The 17853-nt window shown below is 57.2% G+C and carries 15 protein-coding genes and 1 pseudogene; 6 read left to right on the top strand and 10 right to left on the bottom strand.

Going from position 1 to position 17853, the window contains the following annotated elements; genetic code table 11:
* Positions 1-250 precede the first annotated feature (250 nt).
* The 4 genes and pseudogenes from RBA40_RS10490 to RBA40_RS10475 form a co-directional block, all read left to right on the top strand.
* Positions 251-703, top strand: a complete 453-nt coding sequence (locus RBA40_RS10490) for a DUF4158 domain-containing protein (RefSeq protein WP_306647846.1) — start codon at positions 251-253, stop codon at positions 701-703.
* A 97-nt stretch (positions 704-800) separates the two neighbouring features.
* Positions 801-1397, top strand: a complete 597-nt coding sequence (locus tag RBA40_RS10485; RefSeq protein ID WP_306647845.1) for a hypothetical protein — start codon at positions 801-803, stop codon at positions 1395-1397.
* Positions 1398-1407: 10 nt separating this feature from the next.
* The gene (locus RBA40_RS10480; protein ID WP_306647844.1) at positions 1408-1563 is read left to right on the top strand and encodes a hypothetical protein; all 156 of its coding nucleotides are present in this window, start codon (positions 1408-1410) and stop codon (positions 1561-1563) included.
* A 182-nt stretch (positions 1564-1745) separates the two neighbouring features.
* Positions 1746-2225, top strand: a pseudogene (locus RBA40_RS10475) (NAD(P)H-dependent oxidoreductase); the annotation flags it as partial.
* Here the strand turns inward: RBA40_RS10475 and RBA40_RS10470 are convergent.
* Genes RBA40_RS10470 through RBA40_RS10450 form a run of 5 tightly spaced genes read right to left on the bottom strand, consistent with a single transcriptional unit; the run spans position 2191 to position 10058 of the window.
* Positions 2191-3750 (bottom strand): TnsD family Tn7-like transposition protein, encoded by a 1560-nt coding sequence (locus RBA40_RS10470; protein ID WP_306647843.1) that lies wholly within the window; start codon positions 3748-3750, stop codon positions 2191-2193. The pseudogene RBA40_RS10475 and the gene RBA40_RS10470 overlap by 35 nt on opposite strands.
* 35 nt (positions 3751-3785) lie before the next feature.
* Entirely contained in the window at positions 3786-5231 is a 1446-nt protein-coding gene (locus tag RBA40_RS10465) for an ATP-binding protein (RefSeq protein ID WP_306647842.1), read from the bottom strand.
* Positions 5224-7395 (bottom strand): TnsB C-terminal domain-containing protein, encoded by a 2172-nt coding sequence (locus tag RBA40_RS10460; RefSeq protein ID WP_374710477.1) that lies wholly within the window; start codon positions 7393-7395, stop codon positions 5224-5226. The genes RBA40_RS10465 and RBA40_RS10460 overlap by 8 nt, the downstream gene beginning before the upstream one ends.
* 1 nt (position 7396) lies before the next feature.
* Positions 7397-8248: a TnsA endonuclease N-terminal domain-containing protein gene (locus RBA40_RS10455; protein ID WP_306647840.1), complete on the bottom strand. Its 852-nt coding sequence runs from the start codon at positions 8246-8248 to the stop codon at positions 7397-7399.
* Positions 8229-10058 (bottom strand): TnsD family Tn7-like transposition protein, encoded by a 1830-nt coding sequence (locus RBA40_RS10450; RefSeq protein WP_306647983.1) that lies wholly within the window; start codon positions 10056-10058, stop codon positions 8229-8231. Before RBA40_RS10450 ends, RBA40_RS10455 begins: the two co-directional genes overlap by 20 nt.
* A 789-nt stretch (positions 10059-10847) precedes the next feature.
* On the opposite strand from RBA40_RS10450, the gene RBA40_RS10445 reads away from it, so the two are divergent.
* Entirely contained in the window at positions 10848-11165 is a 318-nt protein-coding gene (locus RBA40_RS10445) for a hypothetical protein (protein ID WP_306647839.1), read from the top strand.
* A 246-nt stretch (positions 11166-11411) separates the two neighbouring features.
* Here the strand turns inward: RBA40_RS10445 and RBA40_RS10440 are convergent, their stop codons facing one another.
* A complete protein-coding gene (locus tag RBA40_RS10440; RefSeq protein WP_306647838.1) occupies positions 11412-12836 on the bottom strand; it encodes a cytochrome P450 in 1425 nt (474 codons plus the stop codon).
* A gap of 33 nt (positions 12837-12869) precedes the next feature.
* Between RBA40_RS10440 and RBA40_RS10435 the strand changes: the two genes are divergently transcribed.
* Positions 12870-13856: an AraC family transcriptional regulator gene (locus tag RBA40_RS10435; protein ID WP_306647836.1), complete on the top strand. Its 987-nt coding sequence runs from the start codon at positions 12870-12872 to the stop codon at positions 13854-13856.
* Between the two features lie 247 nt (positions 13857-14103).
* On the opposite strand, the gene RBA40_RS10430 is transcribed toward RBA40_RS10435, so the two are convergent.
* The 4 genes from RBA40_RS10430 to RBA40_RS10415 all read right to left on the bottom strand — a co-directional run.
* Positions 14104-14676 (bottom strand): IS630 family transposase, encoded by a 573-nt coding sequence (locus tag RBA40_RS10430; RefSeq protein ID WP_306647835.1) that lies wholly within the window; start codon positions 14674-14676, stop codon positions 14104-14106.
* Positions 14676-15104, bottom strand: coding sequence for a helix-turn-helix domain-containing protein (locus RBA40_RS10425; RefSeq protein ID WP_306647834.1), 429 nt, complete (start codon positions 15102-15104; stop codon positions 14676-14678). Before RBA40_RS10425 ends, RBA40_RS10430 begins: the two co-directional genes overlap by 1 nt.
* Before the next feature lie 284 nt (positions 15105-15388).
* Positions 15389-16933, bottom strand: a complete 1545-nt coding sequence (locus tag RBA40_RS10420; protein WP_306647833.1) for a hypothetical protein — start codon at positions 16931-16933, stop codon at positions 15389-15391.
* Positions 16930-17853, bottom strand: a 924-nt coding sequence (locus tag RBA40_RS10415; RefSeq protein WP_306647832.1) for a DEAD/DEAH box helicase, incomplete at its 5' end; no start/stop codon positions are given. The genes RBA40_RS10415 and RBA40_RS10420, both read right to left, overlap by 4 nt.

The raw sequence follows: 17853 nt of genomic DNA, 5'->3' as shown, positions 1-17853 counted from the left end.
TGTTCCTGCTCCACACGGCAGTGTGTGCACCCGGCCCCATTATATACGATTCCATTTGTCCCTCCGATCTGACGCAAACCTCAGACAAAGGGTGATCTGCGAGCTCCATTGGAGTGTTGTAAGCTGCCCGCATGTTGCAAGTCCGCTCCCCTGACATCGAGCCTAACCAGCGACAGATGAGAATCTTTTACGCACAAGTCGCGGAGATTTAGCAATTCAACATTGCCCCAGACGGGCGTGGATCGGACCTATGCCAGTCAGCTTTCTTTCGAACGACCAGTGCGAAAACTACGGTCGCTACGCCGGCCCACCGTCGCCTCATGATCTCGCCCGGTACTTTCACTTGGACGACACCGACCACGCTTTGATTGCACAAAAGCGCGGTGCGCACAATCGGTTTGGTTTTGCCGTTCAGCTCGGCACGGTGCGCTACCTAGGCACGTTTCTGGAAAAACCCCTTGACGTGCCCCAGCGTGTGCTGTGGGCGCTGGCAAAGCAGTTAGGCATCGAGGCGCCGGACAAGGCAAGTGCCTATAGTGCCGGCGAGCAGCGCTGGCAGCACGCAACGGAAATTCGCGCGTCCTATGGTTACGTCGAGTTCACAGAACCCCTGATCGCCTTCCGTCTTACGCGGTGGCTCGATGCCTTGTGCTGGACCGGTCCCGACCAGCCGAGTGTGCTTTTCCAACGCGCCACAACATGACTCGTGACGCACAAGGTATTGCTGCCTGGCTGCACGACGCTCGAACGGCACGTTGCGCGCCTACGCAGTCGGGTCGAGGAGCGATTATGGCGCTCGCTTGGAAGTGGGGGGCAACTTCGACCAGCAAACGTGCCTGGAAGGCCTCCTGGTATCTTCTGGCTGCAGCCGCAATTTCTCGCTTGACCGCCTGCGCACCGGGCCGGTGGTGGCCAGCAGCCGATCAATGAGCTTGGCGCTGATGCGGCTTCAAGCCGTTCGAGAGCTTGGCATCCGGTTGCCGGCTACCACGCGTATCCCAGCCACGCGGGTCGCGGCCCTTGCCCGGTTTGCCGGCGCCACCAAGGCCAGCGCGATCCTGCGCCTACCGGTGCTGCGTCGTCTGGCCACCCTGGTAGCGTTTGTGCTCTGCCTCGAAACATCGGCACAGGATGACGCCTTGGAAGTGCTCGAAGTCATCCTTCGGGAGCTTTTCGGTGACGCCGTGAAGGCGGACAAGAAATCCCGCCTTCGCTCGCTCAAGGACTTGGTCGAGGCGGCGGCCACCCTCGCCAGCGCGTGTCAAATGCTGCTGGACGACACTGTGCCGGATGCCGAGCTGCGCAAGCAGTTGTTCGCTCGGATTTCGCCGGACGCGCTCGAGCTGGCCCTCGCCGACGTCAACAAGCTGATTCGACTACCAGGAGCTGGACGCTAAGTACAAGACCGTGCGCCGGTTCCTGCCGGCGCTGGCCGAGCACATTCACTTTGGCGCGAATACCGCTGGCGAGCCGTTCAACGCCGCCTTTGCCTGGCTTTGCGCCAACATGACGGTGAAGAGGCCCGACAACGACGCGCCGCGTGAGATCATCACCAAGCCTTAGCAGCGTCATGTGCTGCGCGAGAGCGATACCATCGATTTTCACGCTTACACCTTTTGCGTTTTGTCCAAATTGCGTCTCGCGCTGCGCAGGCGAGACGTCTTCGTGGCACCAAGCTGGCGGTACGCCGATCCGCGCGCCGGCCTTCTCGATAGCGCTGAATGGGAATCCACACGCCCGATCATTTTCCCGAAGACCATCCCAAGGTGGTCGAGTTGCGCGCCCTGTCGCTGTGGTCCGAGGGCCAGGTCTGGTGCAGCCCGGAGCGTCATGGAACGGTGACGGCAGTGATGAAAAACTAGATCGACTGGATTCCCCTGGAACAGGGCGCCACGCGCCCGAGCCAGGGGCGCACCTTGGCCGTGATGCAAGTGTGCGGCGGCTCGCAGTCGTTCAACGTGGTCAACACCCTGCGCTTGCTGGGGCGCTGGATGTGCATGTTCACCATCCCGAATCAATCGTTGGTGCCGATGGCCTACAAAGAATTCGATGAGGAAGGCCGCATGCGCCCATCGGGCTACTACGACCGCGTGGTCGATGTCATGGAGGAGCTTTTCAAGATGACGCTGTTGATGCGCGGGCGTTCAGACTATCTGACCGACCGCTACAGCGAGTGCAACGAACAGGCCCTTAGAGCGATCGACCGCCACATCGCGAAGATTTAAGAAGTGCCGTGAGTTTCGCTTCCACGGCAGGCGCCAGGGGCGGAGCCAAGCCGGCAATGCGCAGGATACGCCAGCGGGGGAGTACTTCCCCTCTGGCGTGGCTCTCGTCCACGATCCGACCCATGCGACGGCACTGAAATGCCTCCACGGTTTCTTCCAACAGCTGGATGGTTCGGGTCGTGAGTGGCAATTCCACGAAAAACTTCTCAATTAACGCTTGTTTGCCCGTTGCCCTGGCCAACAGCGTTGCGGAGATCCGAGTGCTGACATCGGTTTGATAAAGCAAAGCAGCATGATCGCGGATCTGGGCGGCAAGCAGCTGGTCGCGCTCGCCCCACTTCACTTTTTGCATCGCTGGTTTCGGTGCGCGCGCGCGCTGTGCGATCGCGCCCTTCAGCCATGGATAGTCGTGCCGGTAGAGCCACATGTAATCCTGCGTGCGTCTCGGTGCAATTTCCTTGAGCTGGTCGACAAACCGCTCGCGCCTGCAATCGAGCTGCGACGGTGTCGGTACGTATCCTGCAGGCGAGCGCTTGGGCATTACCGCAGTGGTGCCGGCAAGATCGTTGTTGGATTGCCAGTACGCGTGAAGGTCGCGCGTTTCGATGCCGAGCAGCGTCAGCAAGGCCAAGTGTTTCAGCGGGTGCATGGCTGTTCGATGCTTATGCAGCAGCTTGAAGATCCAATGAGGTTGTGCGCAGAATTTCAGATCGACGTCCGGGACTCGGACCAGTGCGGAATGATCGGAAGCGTGAACGACCGCAGTGCTCTGTATGCGGCCGCGGTGATCGATCCAGCCTTGGCCGGCCGCCTTTTCGCGATAGAAGGATCGAAGCAAAGGCGCCGGTATTGGCGGCATGGGCGTCACCAGTAAGCTTGCGCTCGACACCGCCAGGCGAAACAGCACCTCCAGATACGCCGCCGGCACGCGGGTTGCGGATGCTCCTTCCTCAACCCAGCTGTCGTTCGGTAGAAACAGGCGATGCCTGTGCAGATGAACGAGGCTGGATCTGAGTTCCATCAGCAAATCCTTGTGCCGGTGGCATACCAGCACCCCAGGAAGGTTGTGGGCGCGATGCCAGTACGCAGATCCATGCAGCTGCTCGTCTTCGGCGCAACACCGGCGGCAGTATCGAAAGGCGTTACGCGCCCCGATGCGGCTGGCAACCAGGCCGATGCCAATTTTTATGCCGCACGCGTTCTGGCTGGCCATGGCTTGACAGCATTGTGTCACTTGCCCAGGGCGAAGAAATGGCCTGAAATAGGGGAGCACAGTCGCGCTATCAATCAGCTGCTCCATCGACAGCTGTGCATGTTCGGGCATTGCTGCGAGAAGAGCGCTCAGGTGACTTGGAAGGTTGGCGGTCGCTACCAGCACATGTGTGCCGAATATCTCATCCAGGGTCTGGCGCTCCTGCGGATTGCCTGAAAGCCTGTGATAGCGGGATATCCGGCTGTGCAAGGTCTCATCAGGCAATGCCGCTGGAAAGAACGCATGCCGGCGTGTAAGCTTCGCGCTGAACATTGCTTCTCCTCGCAATAGCCATATCCCGGCCTTTGCTAGGTGCCGGTACGGTAGGTATCCGAAAATTCGAAGATGTCCCTGGCAAGCCAGCCATATTCAGCCAGAGCCTTGGCGGGATCGTCGCTCGATGCGATAAGCCGGGAAACCTGGTTGGCGGCGGCCGGCGTCTGTTTTTCGGCGCGAACCACAGGCGGCACAGCTGCAACTACTTGAGTGGTTTTGCTCAGGCGCAGCGCCGCGAGGTGGCCGATCGAGATCGATGGTTCGTCCCTCATCAGCGTCTCCAGTTGCTCATCGGGCGGGAGAAGATCCTCGAATTTCTTCATCGCGGCCGTGTCACCGCTTCGCAGCGCAGCGATCGCAGGCTTGAGCAGCTTCAGCTTCGTATCGGCGATGTGCCGGAATACCTGTTCGTTCAATGTTTCGATGTTGGCCTGGATCGCATAGCGCTGGCCCAGGATCATCAACTTCGCCAAGAAGTCCGTCACGCCCTGAGTGAGGTCATACAGTACCGCGCGCAGCGCTGGCGACAGCGCCGCCGGCTTCTGGACCCACTGGTATTCCCAGATGACGTCGACCAGCATGTTCCAAGCCGGATCCGATTGCGCTGGCTGGCGAAAGTCATACATCCCTTGCCCGCAGGCGCGCCGCGCATTGCGCAGCACGTCGGAAAAGAGATTAATCATGGAGTTCGTCCCGGCGAACACGACGGGTATGCCGATGCTGTTGATCAGATTGACGAAGAAATTGAGCATATTATCCTTGCCACCGGTCTTGGCGGCATTCAGGTGCTGCAACTCGTCAATCACCAGTGCCCCAATGAAGTAGGTACTGGCCAGCTGTTCCATGCTGTGAATCATTTCCATGATCCCAACCTTGCTCCGGAAGCGTGCCGAGTGGCGGCCTGGATCATCCAGCGCCTTGTCGAGCGCCTTGAAAAATGCATGGCACAGGCCTGATAGTGAGCCATCGAAAGGACATTCGATCTTTAACCAGACGATCTGGGTGTGCAGGAACTCCTTGCCGTGATAGCGGCAATGGACGATTTTCTGCGGGTATAAGCTCAGCACCGCGTTGAGCGCCGTCGTCTTGCCGATGCCGCTCAGGCCCACCAGGCTGAAGGTGGAGGCCGAGGAGTGGAAGAGCGCCAGATCGCGGCGATTGGTCGACAGCGTATGCAAGTGGCGCCAGGTCGTCGCATTGACCGGATTCCTGCTGACGTAGCCGGTGCGCAGAATGGATGATACTGCGCTCTCCAGTTCCAGATGGATCGGTAGCGGCTGTATCAGCGTCTTGAGCCTGTCGATGCAGTGCAGGCGCAGTTCCTTTCCAATGAAACGCTCATTGTCGGGGCCCGCCGGGAAGTGGGCGATCGCGCGCGCGGCGTCCGCTTCCGACAGGACTGGCGGCAAGGCTTCGATCAAGGGGTTGCCGGCGTAGTCCGGTATGGGAGACTGCGTGTAGTGGGCGAGATTATTCATTGTTCTTTTTGCTGAGCCTGCTCAGGATGCTGATCACCTCGCCGCTGCGTTCACCGAAGCTCTCGGCAATGTGTTTTGTCGACGCTGGCGATGAGGGCAAGGCATCGTCAGGCGTGCTCTCGCCGGCCGCCCGCAGGCGCTCGCTCACACGCTCCACCGCTCGATTAAGCCGTATGTCAGCCAGTTTGGCGGCCTTGGTCGACGGGATGTCGCTGTCCCGCTTATCCGCAGCGGCGCCGGCGATCGTGGCTTGTATGTGCGCATCGAGCTGCACCTTGCTCACCAGGGCCGAGTATTTGCGTTCCGGCGGCGTGTGCTTTGTCATGACGAGCATGTCCTGGATCTCTTCGAGTCGATGGCCGATGTAGCGTTCTTCGCTACCGCGCAACACATAGCGCGTCAGTGCTTTGTCTGCAGTACGCAGCCAGACTGTCGCAGGGTCTGTGGGGTGGTACCAGACATCAACTGTTTCGCGGCCCTTGGCGCGGGCCCGGCTGTATCGCGCTTCATCGCTGCCGGCTGCGCATACGTAGTACATGCCCTCGAAGTACAGGCCACCAGCTTGAATCGTCCCCGACGATCTGGCCATCAGGTGCAGGTGGACCAGCTCGCGCGCCTGTTCGTTCGGCGTGCCGAAACCATGGTCGATGCCCCAGTTCCACATTGCCAGCGGCGTTGGCGCAGTTTCTGTCCGGATCATGTCCTGGTTGAGCAGCTCAGGTTGTTCCCTGTGGTGATTGTGATGAAGCACGCTCTTGATCATAATTTGCGTAAACTCGCCCAAATCCAAGGTGGCGTCCAGTCGGTAGTCGCGTTCGCCGCGCTCCCTGATGCGTTCGGCCACGCCGCCTGGCGTCCAATGAACTTGGGACAGCTGATTTAGCAGGCGGAACCGGCTTTCCACAATGGCCTTCCAGTCTGGCCGGTAAGGCGGTGCGATCGCCAAGGTAATGCCCAGACCGGCGACGATGCTCTCTGCGGCCAGGCCAAGCATTTCGCCCCGATCTGCACACAGCTCCTGCGGTAGGTGTGCGCAAGGCCAATCGTCAGGCTCTATCGAAATTCCATGGGCGGCACAGAAAGCGGCCTTGTCGCTGAATGCGTTGAGTAAGGCTTGGCGCGCGCCTTCCCAGCTGGGACCTTCCAGTCCGACGTAAAGGCCGGCAATCATGCGCGAGAACACATCGATCACGACATATACAACGGGCCGTCCGATGATCCAATTGCGGTTGTATCGGCTTACGAGGTAGATATCGGCAATGGTCGCATCGATTTCAAACCGGTGGCAGGGGCCAAAAATGCCATCGCCGGCACGACCGCGCAACGCGCGGTGGTCCTTGGCCCATTTCCGCTCTCCCTTGCGCATGCGCAGGACGGTGATGTCGTCGAACGCTTTCTTGCCCCAATAGTCGAACTGACGCAGCGTCGGCAGCTCTTGCAATGGCTTCAACGTGGGTTCGGGTTCAGGGAAGTCAGGAGTGGCGATCGCTTCGCAGTAGTAGCGCCGCAAGGTGCGCGTATAGGCGTCCGTGATCGTTTTGACCTTGTTGTCCCTGTAAAGCGCGTAGCCGATGCGAATGAGCGCCTTGTCGTCTTCGGAAAGCGTTATTGCCCGGTGCGTTGTAGCGGTGCTGATGGCGCGCGGCGGCCTGCCGTGGGGGCCGTCAAACGTCCTGTCCTTCCCCTTGGCGCCGGAGTTGCTGTACTGCGGAAGGAGCGCGTTGCGGATTGCGCCGAACATCCAGTAGCGGTAAAGCAGCCTGTAGATGGTGCGGCGCTCGATCTTGATCCGCTCTGCGTGCGCCTGAATCAGCGCACCCATGGCGCGCGGCTGAAAGATGCTGTCGTCATGGCGCAGCTCCAGCAAAGGCCGGATACGCTCCCAGCTTGCATCCCGCATCGCCTTGAACTTCGGCGGAATTTCCTCTTCCAATGCCATCATGAATTCTGGCACCGTCAGCTCCACGCGCGAAATCTGTACTTCGCGCAGCAGCTGGATCAATGACGACAGTCCGTAGATCCATGGTTGTTTAGGGGTCTTTTCAATGGATATGAGCACTACTGCATCGGTGTCCGGGTCGATCCAGATCACCCTACAGGGAGAATCAAAAGGTGCTCCCTCATGCGGTCGAAAGACGTTATTGATGCGAATGCTCAAGTCCATTTCACGCTGCCTTTCTGCTGCTGGATTGATCGCTGAAGGTCAAGGACAGGCACGATCCGGACAGCTGGAGCTCGACAGCCTGGATGTCGAATACGATGGCTTTTTGCCATACCAGATGCTTGAACAGCATCACCGCGTCGCTGTAGGGCAAACGGATAGCGTTGGCGACCGTTCGAATGACCGACGCCAAGGTGCGGTCGGCACTGACAAAGAAAGCCAGGTGATCAAGGAAGAGCCGCTGGACATCAGGTTGTGCCAGATGCCTTTGCTGCGGCATGCCGCCGTGCCGAAGCCATTCGAGATTGCGCGTCAGCGCCCGGCCGAGCATGTCTTCCGTGACGATGCCCCAGTCGGTGACGCCTTTGCTGGCCCATAGCGCCTGTTCCAGCTCGAACTTCTCCAGCCGGCGTTGCAGGCTCTTGTCGGTTGTCAGCTCATCGCTGTACTTCAAGGTGCGCGCCGCCGTGTACTTCTGGCCCGCCGCGTCGACGCAGGTGACAAGGAAATCGGTTGTCATCACGTAGGGGACGGTCGTGGCTGGATAGCGCGGATAGGCGATGCCAAGCCGGGCCGCAATCTGCTGCGCCTCCTCCGTCGGGAACAGCGGATATTGTTCGCGGATGTCGACGACCCGTTCGGAAAACTCAAGCACGGTCAGGTAGCGGTATTCGAGGTCCGAAAAGACTTGATGAATACGGTTGACCTTCATGCCTTGCACCTTGCGCGAGCGGCCGCGCGACGGAACGTCCTGCACGCGCAGCCATGGCTTGTAGGAGTCGCCCTCTCCGAACCCATTTCCGTCAGCGACGTACCGGTCTACATCGGCTTGTGTCTTAAACCGTCGTGCGCGCATGTGACTTCTCCGATCGAGTGAGATTTTCCGGCGTCTCCGGCAATTCTTCTGGACGTGCCTGAATGCCCTCCGAGTAGATGGGCAAGCTAGCTTGCTGATTGGCAGCCCGGGATGATATGGCGACGTACGCTCGTCCTCCGATCTCGCGCCATGCGGATGCTTGAGGACCTTGCCAGGTCAGACCGATGCCGGCCCGCGCCAGTTCAATGGGTATATTGATCGGTTGATGCGCCATCGCGTCCAGATCCCATCGGGCAAACTCACAGATTTTCAGAATAGCATAGGTGGAAACTGACGACCTGGCGCATATGTTCCCAGGCACGACCGTGAGGCCGAGCCGTTGAACCTCTTCGACCGCCCATAAAATGCGTCTGGCACTGAAGCACCAGGAAGTTTCCTTGAGGAGGCCGATTTTCTCGGACAGCATGGGGAATCGTTGAGGATGCGATTTCAACAGGCTGTAGTTCAACGGAAGGCAGTCGAGCAATCTTTGGATCGTGATGCGTTGCGGCTTGCCGCTCTGTGCGATCCATTCTCTTGCCTGCGCTTCGACCTTCTCCGCGAATTGCTTGTCGCGCAACAGCTCATCGGCTGTGACCTCGCGTGGTGCCGTTTCGCTGGGAGTTCCGGACAAAGCAGCGTCAAGCCAGCGCTTGTCGTGTTGGACGAGCCAGGCTGTCGGCCGGTATGCCTTGTGCCAGAGCCCTTCCAATACGATCGCCGGTTCGATTTTGATTTCACGAGCGATGCGCTGGCGGTACTGATCGCGCAGTTCGACATTCGCTTGCGGCTCGACGCGACCCTTCGCGGCTCGCTTCGGCGGTGCTTCACGCCCAGCGCTCCTGATCGCCTCGACGAAATGCGCGACTGTCCCGAACAGTCGCATGGCGAGTAGAAGATGGCGGGGTACAGGCATATCCATGACGCCGTCAATGGTTGAAAAACGAAGCCAAAATGTTGTCCGACCAGCTGCGTACGCTGGGTCAACCTGTGCAACGAAATCAGCTCCAAGGAACTCGATGAAGGCTTCGGTGAATGCAGTCATCGACGTAGCCCTGGGTGGCTTGGCCGCCGATGGTGCTAGCTTTTCATTGACCGGTTTTCCCCAGACAAAGCCGATTTGCTGAATGCGCTGACGATAAACCTGGGCGAGCAGATCGGGGACGATCGGGGCCATATTTGCATGAAGGAGATCATGTACAAAGACAGAATAGCTAACAGCAATGGCAGACGCTGGGACGACGGGGGTGGCGCCATTAAGCTCATGCCCACAGTGCGTACAAGGCTGCCACGGAACTTCCAGCAGATGATGGCGCCGTTGAAACGGGAGACTACACACCGGGCAACTGCTGAGCAGCAAAGTACCGTGCTTCCAGCATGCAGTGACACCTGGAGCCTGATGCGATCGGTGCCAATACCCAAACCCGAAGCGCTCATCCGCTTCGACCACGCACTGGATGCACAGGTGCGCATCGCCGTGCTTGCCAACGACCCGGCGCGGTAGGCGATTGATCAGGTTATTGCGCTCCTCGCCTTTTTCCAGTTTTCCCAAAAATGGTTGGAACAGTGGTAACAGCGTGTTTTCTCTAAGGAAGTTATGCAGCGTGATGCCTGGCTCGCCCGGAAGGCGCGCGGCGAGCGTTTCGATATGAGGCGGAACGATCTGATCAAGCGCGAAGTTGGCTTGCCCGAACAGCTCCTTGAACGTCGCCGTCGTGCTCGCGTTGCCTGTCATGAGCTGGTACCTGGCTACTCGGGAACTGAATGTCTCGTCTGGCAAACTCTGGGGGAAAAAAGGGACGGCGGCCATGTGGGTGACATGCAGAAGCGCCCACATGTAAAGTGAAAAATCCGGGAATTATAAGCTGCCCGTGCGGTCTGAGCATAGTCAATCCGGAATGTTTGCTGTATCGTTAATTTGCTGGCGCCATGGAGGGATGATGCGTTTCTGCTGCATGCTCCGGTGGCGGGCGCGCACAGCGTACGCCGAACTTGTGTCAAACTTTATTGTTGCAAGAATGCCGACGGCGCTCGAAACTGCCCAGTTTGTGTCAAACTTTATTCTGGCGGAAGGAAAGTGAGAAATTCGTAAGCTATTGATTTTATTGAGGAGGTTGTGTCAAACTTTATTGTTTGTGTACATCAAATATGGACGAACAATAAAGTCTGACACAAAACCATAGAGTCTGACACAAGGCGCCCCCCAGACTATAGGCAGGTGCAGCAGCCCATGTATGCCAGTTTTTGGCCACATGGGCTTTTTTTTATGCTCCGACCTTGGAGTTTCCATGATCACATGTCACATGGCATGTGGCGAATTTCGTAGGTAAATCAGGCAGTGCGCATTTGCCGTCTTGGGCGTTGTTAGGGACTGGGCCAGATTGACCCACAACGCCGACGTTGATTTACCTGAGTCTGAAGCCATGGAGTCCATGCAAGCCGAACTACTGGTCTGCGATGAGTCGCGGGGGGCCGAGTGTAGGTAGTAGCGCAGCGCATGTCAGCAAATCGCTATCATCAGACAACTCGACATCCGGTTCAAGACGGCGCTGCGTCGACACTTACGAAATCCGTACCTCGGGATGGAAATGGAGTAAAAATGGACGAACGAACAGGCGCGGGATGGTGTGGATATTTGGCAGGCCAGAGCCCGCTGCAAGGAAGTGGTCGGGTTGACGGTTTTCCGTGGTATTTTCGTGCGCGTGATTCATCTTGGTCGCTTGAAATAGTCGATGATAAAGACGTTGATCCAGAGCAGCTGCCATTTGTTGGTGTGCTGTCCGGTTGGCTCGTTGAAGAAGATTACGGTAGATGGCCGCAGGCGGGATATATGACGCCAATGACTGCTTGGCCACTGATTGAAAAATGCATTGAGAAATTCCGCGCGGGCCAATTGCCGTATATATTCCCAGAATAGGCGGCGTGAAACACCGGAGCTCAGCGTCAAACCAGGTCGTCTTCACGAGCGTTCGTGATGTTTCGTTGACTTGGGATTGAGCGGGTGGGCTCGGAATTGAGACCATTCAATGTGGAGGTGTCGTTCAGAGAGTAGCTTACTTAGCCGATCTATTCCATGAACATGCCCCCCCCAAAAATGGCGACGCTAAGCGGATTTGTTAGTCTTGTTTTTGGCCGCGCGCTTTGGTCGGGCGAGCCTTCCGTGTTATCCGCCTTGTATGTATTCCTTTAGGCGCAAACGAAGCGGACATTCCGGGCGCAGCGTGATGTTGAAGGCCGGCCGGGGCGCCGCCATCCCTTCGGGAACGCTCACCGTGAAGCGCTGCAACAGCATTGCCGCGATGACCGTCATCTCCGTCGTTGCCAGGTGCTGGCCCAGGCAAACTCGGGGACCTGTGCCAAATGGCATGAAGGACCCACGCGGCAAGTCTGGCGCGCCACAGTCAAAGCGCTCGGGGCGAAACGCACTCGGGTCCGGATACCAGCGCGCATCGTGCTGCATTAACTGTAGGGGCATCATGAACATCGTTCCAGCGGGAAGCTGCCAGCCGCCCAGCGTAATCGCCAGCGTGGAGCGGCGCGACAACAGTACCGGCGCGGCAGGATACAGGCGCAGAGTTTCTTGCAGCGTAGTGGCCAGGTAGGCAAGCGAGGGAAGATCCTGCGCGGTGGGCAGCCTGCCTTGCAATACCGTCTCCACCTCACGCCGCGCCAGCTCCTGCGCCTGCGGGTTTGCCGCCATGCACCAAGCCCACCAGGTCAGCGTTGCCGCCGTTGTCTCGTGGCCGGCCAGGAAAGCAGTCATGCATTCGTCGTGCACGGCCTTCAGTGGCCAGGCCGCAGGATCGTCGCGGTGCAGAACCAGCAGCCGGCTGAGCAGATCTTCCGGCCATGCATCAGGCGCTAGCGCCAGCCTTTTCTCGACGTGTCCGCTGATCAGGCGCTTGAGCAAGGCGATGCCTCGCCGCTTGGCGCGTTTCCACGGCATCCAGTCGGGCAAACTTGCCGGCCAGTACATCTCGGCATTCGCGGCTTTGGCAGTGTCGTTCAGCGCACCTTCCGCGGCGCGCGCGTCCTCGTCAATCTCGCTGGAAAACATCATGCGCAAGATGACGTCCATCGTGAGGGAGGTAAGAGCGCTTTCAATATGCCAGTCTGCCTCGCCTCTGGGCCATAGTGCAAACGTCTTCGCGGCGGCATCCGCTATAGCCGGAACGAAGGCTTGCACCGCCTTAGGCGAAAAACTTGGCTGTAAGGCGGAGCGCTTGGCGCGCCACGCTTCTCCCTCGGCGGTGAGAACGCTGTGTCCGTGCAGCTGCGAAAATACGCTGATGCCTCGCTCCCAGCGGCGCAATTCCAGGTGATGGCCGACCAACAGATCGCGCACCAGTTGCGGGTCGGTCACCACAATTTGGTGTTCAGGCCATATGCGCAAATGGACCACGTCGCCGTATGCCTGGCGCCATTCCGCTACCGAGCCCAGCAGGTCACGGGACATGCGGCGTAGCAGGGTCCAGCCGGTCAGTCCGGACGGTGGTCCCGGGGGCCACACTCCCGGCGGATGGAGGGAAGGCGCGGCAGCGTTTTTGCCGTGCCCGTATGGGCATTGTGGAGGCGAGGTAGTATTCATGACAGCATTGTCGACCTCGGCTGGCGTTGTGTATTGAACCGAAACGACATCACCGCTTGGGGAAGCTGCTTGCTATACTGGCAAGCGATGAGCTCCATTCAACCACCGCTGTCAATGCTTCCGCCAGGGCCGCTGGAGCGCGGCCCGCGCGCCGACGGCCACGGCGCTCCGCATGCATGTCTGCGTCTGGCGCCTCCCGCATTGCAGGGTGCGCTGGTCGCCTTGGTCGGCCGCGATACTCGCTCGCTGGCCTTGACGAGTGCCCAGCGCCTGTCCCACTTTCCCGCGTCACCCTTGGTAGCGATTTCCTGGTATCGCGGCCTCGATGCGGGATTGATTGGGGACAGCGCAAGCGGGCCATGCTGGCGCCCGTTTGCGTCGCCGGTTGTCATCTCGGGCAGCCAGTCGCACCCTACAGTGAGCTGGGCCCCGAGCACGGGCCGGGGCTACATGGCTTGCTTCAATGCGGACGCGGCCCAAGCCCTGTTCGGGTTTGACCTCGCCGCCATTCAGGATCGCTTTGTTCCGGCAGCCGAGCTGCTGGGCGCGCAATGGGCTCCTCTCTGGGATGCACTCCTGGCCAGCGAAGATGACGCCCTGCTGTCGGTGTTGGAGAACCATCTTGCCGTGCCGTGGCAGGCTTTGCAGGGCAGGACGGGCGCACAGCCATCGCTGCGCCAGATGGGCAGGCACTGGGTCGAGCGCCTCGCGTGGAAGGCCCAGCAATGGAGCGGCGTGCACAGTACGCGTCATGTGGAACGGCGCATCAAGTCATTTAGCGGGCGCTCCCTGCGTGAGTGGCAATCGCCGGTCCGCACCGAGGATCTGTTCTTCGCCGCGCGCGATCGCTACGAGGCCGGGCAGCCGCTGGACTGGGCCGGCCTGGCGCAGTCCCAGGGCTTTGCCGACCAGGCGCACATGAACCGGGCGACCAAGCGGATTACCGGTTTTTCTCCCGGCGAATTCGCGCTGAGGTTCATCATGGACGAATCGTTCTGGATGTATCGACTGTGGGTTTGAACGCGGCTTCGGGTGGCGCTTATCGGGCAGATAGCAATATCGTGGCATGTGTGGCGGGCTTAGCGCGGACATTCATGCGCGAACCCTTCGGCGGTACGCTTCGATTGTCAATCCATGCCCTCGATCATGCACCGGTATCATGGCAACGGAAGCGAGAAATAGTACGCAATTACCACTCTGCGATTGAGCATCATTTATTCGATTGAGGGTAGCTGAGCGGAATCTACGGGCTACTACACCGAAGTAGTCACGCAAAATTTATCCTAAATTCGGCTCTGAAACCTTTCATCAGTGACTCAATTTCATCGAGTAACTCAGCTCCGTTCAGGCTGACGAAACGGCGCCAAAAATACTTGGCATGTTTCCACAGAATTTCGATGCGATTCAGTTCCGGGCTGTAGGGCGGCAGGTAATACAGGTGAAGCCCTTGCCTTGCCCACTTCCGGCGTTTGCTTTCCATGACATCGCCTTTGTGAATCGCGGCATTATCCAGTACCACAATGCGGGGTACCGAGTGCGGTTGGGCCGTTATCTGGTCAAAGCAGGCAATGACATCGTCGCGCACAGTTGGCCGCTGCTGAGTGGTCCAGACCAGTTTGCCCCCGTGACGCAAGGCTCCGAGTACATTGACGCGCTGTCGGTGTGCTTGAGGTTCCACGGCGCGCGACTGGCCCAGCTGTGTCCACCCGTATTGCACAGGCGGGTTTGGGCTGAAGCCTGATTCGTCCAAATACAGCAGTTCGCACTGGCCGCTTTGGTCCAGCTTGCCCAACGATGCAATTACCTGTCGGGCACGCTCGAAAGCGTCCTCGCTGCGCATTATTTTAGACCGTACCTATAACGTTTGTAGCTGAAATTCATTTCCTTGAGATAGCGTTTGACGGTGCTCTCGCTAATCGCTACCGCCTCTTGGCGCTGCCCGATGTGACGCAGCAAGGCTGCTGCCGTTCCACCGTCAGACTGCGCCAACTCGCGTAGCGCCTGTCTCTGTTGCTCTGTCCATTTCGGCGGGCGTCCCGTATGGCGGCCTTCATATAGCCCGGCTAGCCCCAACCTGTTCCAACGCTGTCTCCACTGCTCAACGCTGCTCAAATGCACCATAAATTCATCTGCCGTCTGCTGCAACGTCAATCCTTGACTCAGCCGCAAAATTCCCTGCGCCCGCATTCGAGTTCGTGGGTGACTATGGAAAATGCCCATCTCCCGCAACGTCCGCCGCTCCTCCTTCGATAGCACTAACAATTTCATGATATCAATTCCAAGTAGATTTCCTATTTGGCTTTGACAGCAAAAATTGGTCGACTACTTAGACCGCATGGCTGGTGAAGCCGTCCTGATAACGAGATGGAATGAAGCCGAATCCGGGGCAAAGTCGCCGGTTTGCGATTGCAAGTGCGTCAAGCAGTTCGCGGCCTTTACTCGACAAGCTCAAGCGCTGACTGCGCATCACCACAGTAAAGCTCTCTCGCAAATCGGAGAGCAAGACGGCGATTCAATAAATACCCGAACTCGCTGAGATCAATTCCGCAAACCTAACTTTGCTTCAACCCTGTAGTGTCGATTTTGCTCAGTTCATGAGAATTTTTCTGGCTTTGGCTAGGTTTCGACTTCGACACCTTCTTGGGAGGAATTCTGAGACGTGAAATAAGATTGCCAGGCGCAAAATTCGTGTGCTCGGCTTTGTATTTGGAAACAAGATCGCGATCGCGGACAGAATAACCGTTAAACTCCCTCGGCACGATCGGACCGCGACGCGCTCCAAGGGGAGGCTCATTAAAAAAACAAAGATCTTCGTCATCAAAGGCGATCTCAAAAACCGAACGAGCCTCGGAGGCCAGAAAAAAGACATTGAAATTTCCCGAGCGGCTCAACTTATCAAGCCGAATCAACACAGCTCCTCCGTCAATATTGGGACGATCGGCAATGTAGAGATCGATTTGCACCCCCCGGTTTATGCACTCCTCAAACGCTCCCGACATTGCAAAATCGAGCTTCGCCTCAGTTGGCATCGTAGTGGTGATGAGCACACTTTTTTGTGCCGACTGGAGAGCTGATATGACATAGTTCGTCACTTCGTGACACCGGATGGGCAGAATCGAAAAATCTTTAAGTTGGCCCTCAACGACTGTAAGATCTGATTCTGCAGCCAGTTTCCGCGCAAGTAACTCGGGCTGCTCGGTCTCAAGCAATCTGATGCGCAAGGCATTGGCCTTAAACCGAAGAAGGCTACGTCGACGGACCAAATTTTCAATACTCACGCTATTTTTTTGGATTTTAGCAATCTCACTAAACCGCTTACGAACACCCGCTCCTCCGTGGCGTGACGAAAATACTCCATCAACCCCGATTAATTTCGCGATAGAAGCTTGAGCGCATGCGGTCGTTAACTCGGCATCGATATTTCCATTCGTGACCATCATCAGTGAAACATCGCCCTTGTCGGTTTTATATACAAGCGCGAGAGCCTCACGATATCGGGCGATTGACTTTTCAATTTTTGTTACCCGTAAGACTTCAAATGATGAGGCCCGCCCGCCGCGTTCTCCAGCTACACTCAACTGTGACTCCTTTAATGCTGGCGCACCGACTTCGTTTAAGTCAGGGGGGGCGAACGCACCTGCCAGAGGAATAATGACTCCATCCGAATCAGCACGCCGCTTTGTGTACATCGGCACCCGCCCTAAAAATTTCCGGCACAGCGGATCCCATACAATGTTGAGACGGCGATCTATTGGCGAATCCTCACTTCCGTTCGCTAAAATTTCCTTTCCTCGCTTCCAGACCAAATAGGTACCGAACCCGTCAATGCCGATATATTCACCAAGCTGAAGTTCACGAAATAAGGTCGCACAAAATTCGAACTGCAATCCCAATAGCCCAGAAACTTCCTTGATACTCGTCAGCCCAGCGTCAATCGACTTTAAAATGAATTCCGTCATTGCCGGGGTGCGACGACGTTCCACACCCACAGTATCTACTAATAAAATTTGACACGGGATGTGAACGCCGAAAAAATCAACAAGCGACTGATTTTCATAACTATCAAAACGTTGTGCAATTTCGTATATTGCGCTCATAGCTCCACCAATTGGCAAAAATCCGGATTTGATTTAATATATTCGATAACGCGACCGAAAGAACTACGTTTCTGAAGATCACCGCAAAATTTGGCATCCCCTACTAACACTAAAGCGTCGCGCGCTCTTGAGAGGGCAACATTCAGGCGCCGCTTCTCCTTTTGGAAGCCGATCTGACGTTTATCATTAGACCTAGTTACACTATATATGCAAATATCGGATTCTCTACCTTGGAACGCGTCTACGGTATTTATCTCGATTGAGAACGACGCATGTGTACCCACATGCTGATCCACCAAATGTTTTAACAAACTCACTTGAGCGGAGTACGCAGAAATTACTGCCACATGCGTTTTATGCTTTGCCCCGCGAGTTTGCCGTGCAATTTTTCGCAGCTCGTCCACAATAGCTTCGGCTTCACCCTCATTTTTAAATGACTTTTCCGGCGTTATTTGTTCAGAAAAATTTCTGTTTGCCGTAGATATCCAAGTTATCGGCATTTTGTACAGCGCGGCAACATTTTTCAACCTCTCAGAATCTGGACGAACGTTTTTCAACCTACTCTCATAAAATATTTCGCTTACCATGCTTCCGATGGATTCACACATTCGTCGCTGCTCGAGAAGTTCTTCTACATTCTCCCTCGGGAGCGAATTTAAGAGAATAGAGAGCAGACTTTTTTTAGAATCATCACTGAAAGCCGTTTCTGCGCCGTCGCTTTCACTTTCGATAAATGGCGGTAGCTGTTCAGGATCTCCGACCAAGATCGTACAACGACTACGGGACATTGGGACAAGGGTTTCTGTGGCTGTCGCCTTTGACGCTTCATCCACAATACACAGATCGAATTTCTCCGTCTGGAAAGCGAACGTTCCCGCTAAACCAATGCAGGTGCCAGCGATGACGCGCGCCTCTTTAAG

The organism is Massilia pseudoviolaceinigra, assembly GCF_030846505.1.
Lineage (GTDB): Bacteria > Pseudomonadota > Gammaproteobacteria > Burkholderiales > Burkholderiaceae_D > Telluria_A > Telluria_A violaceinigra.
Note: the sequence above shows the minus strand (reverse complement) of the source record. Positions and strands in the feature narration are given on the sequence as shown.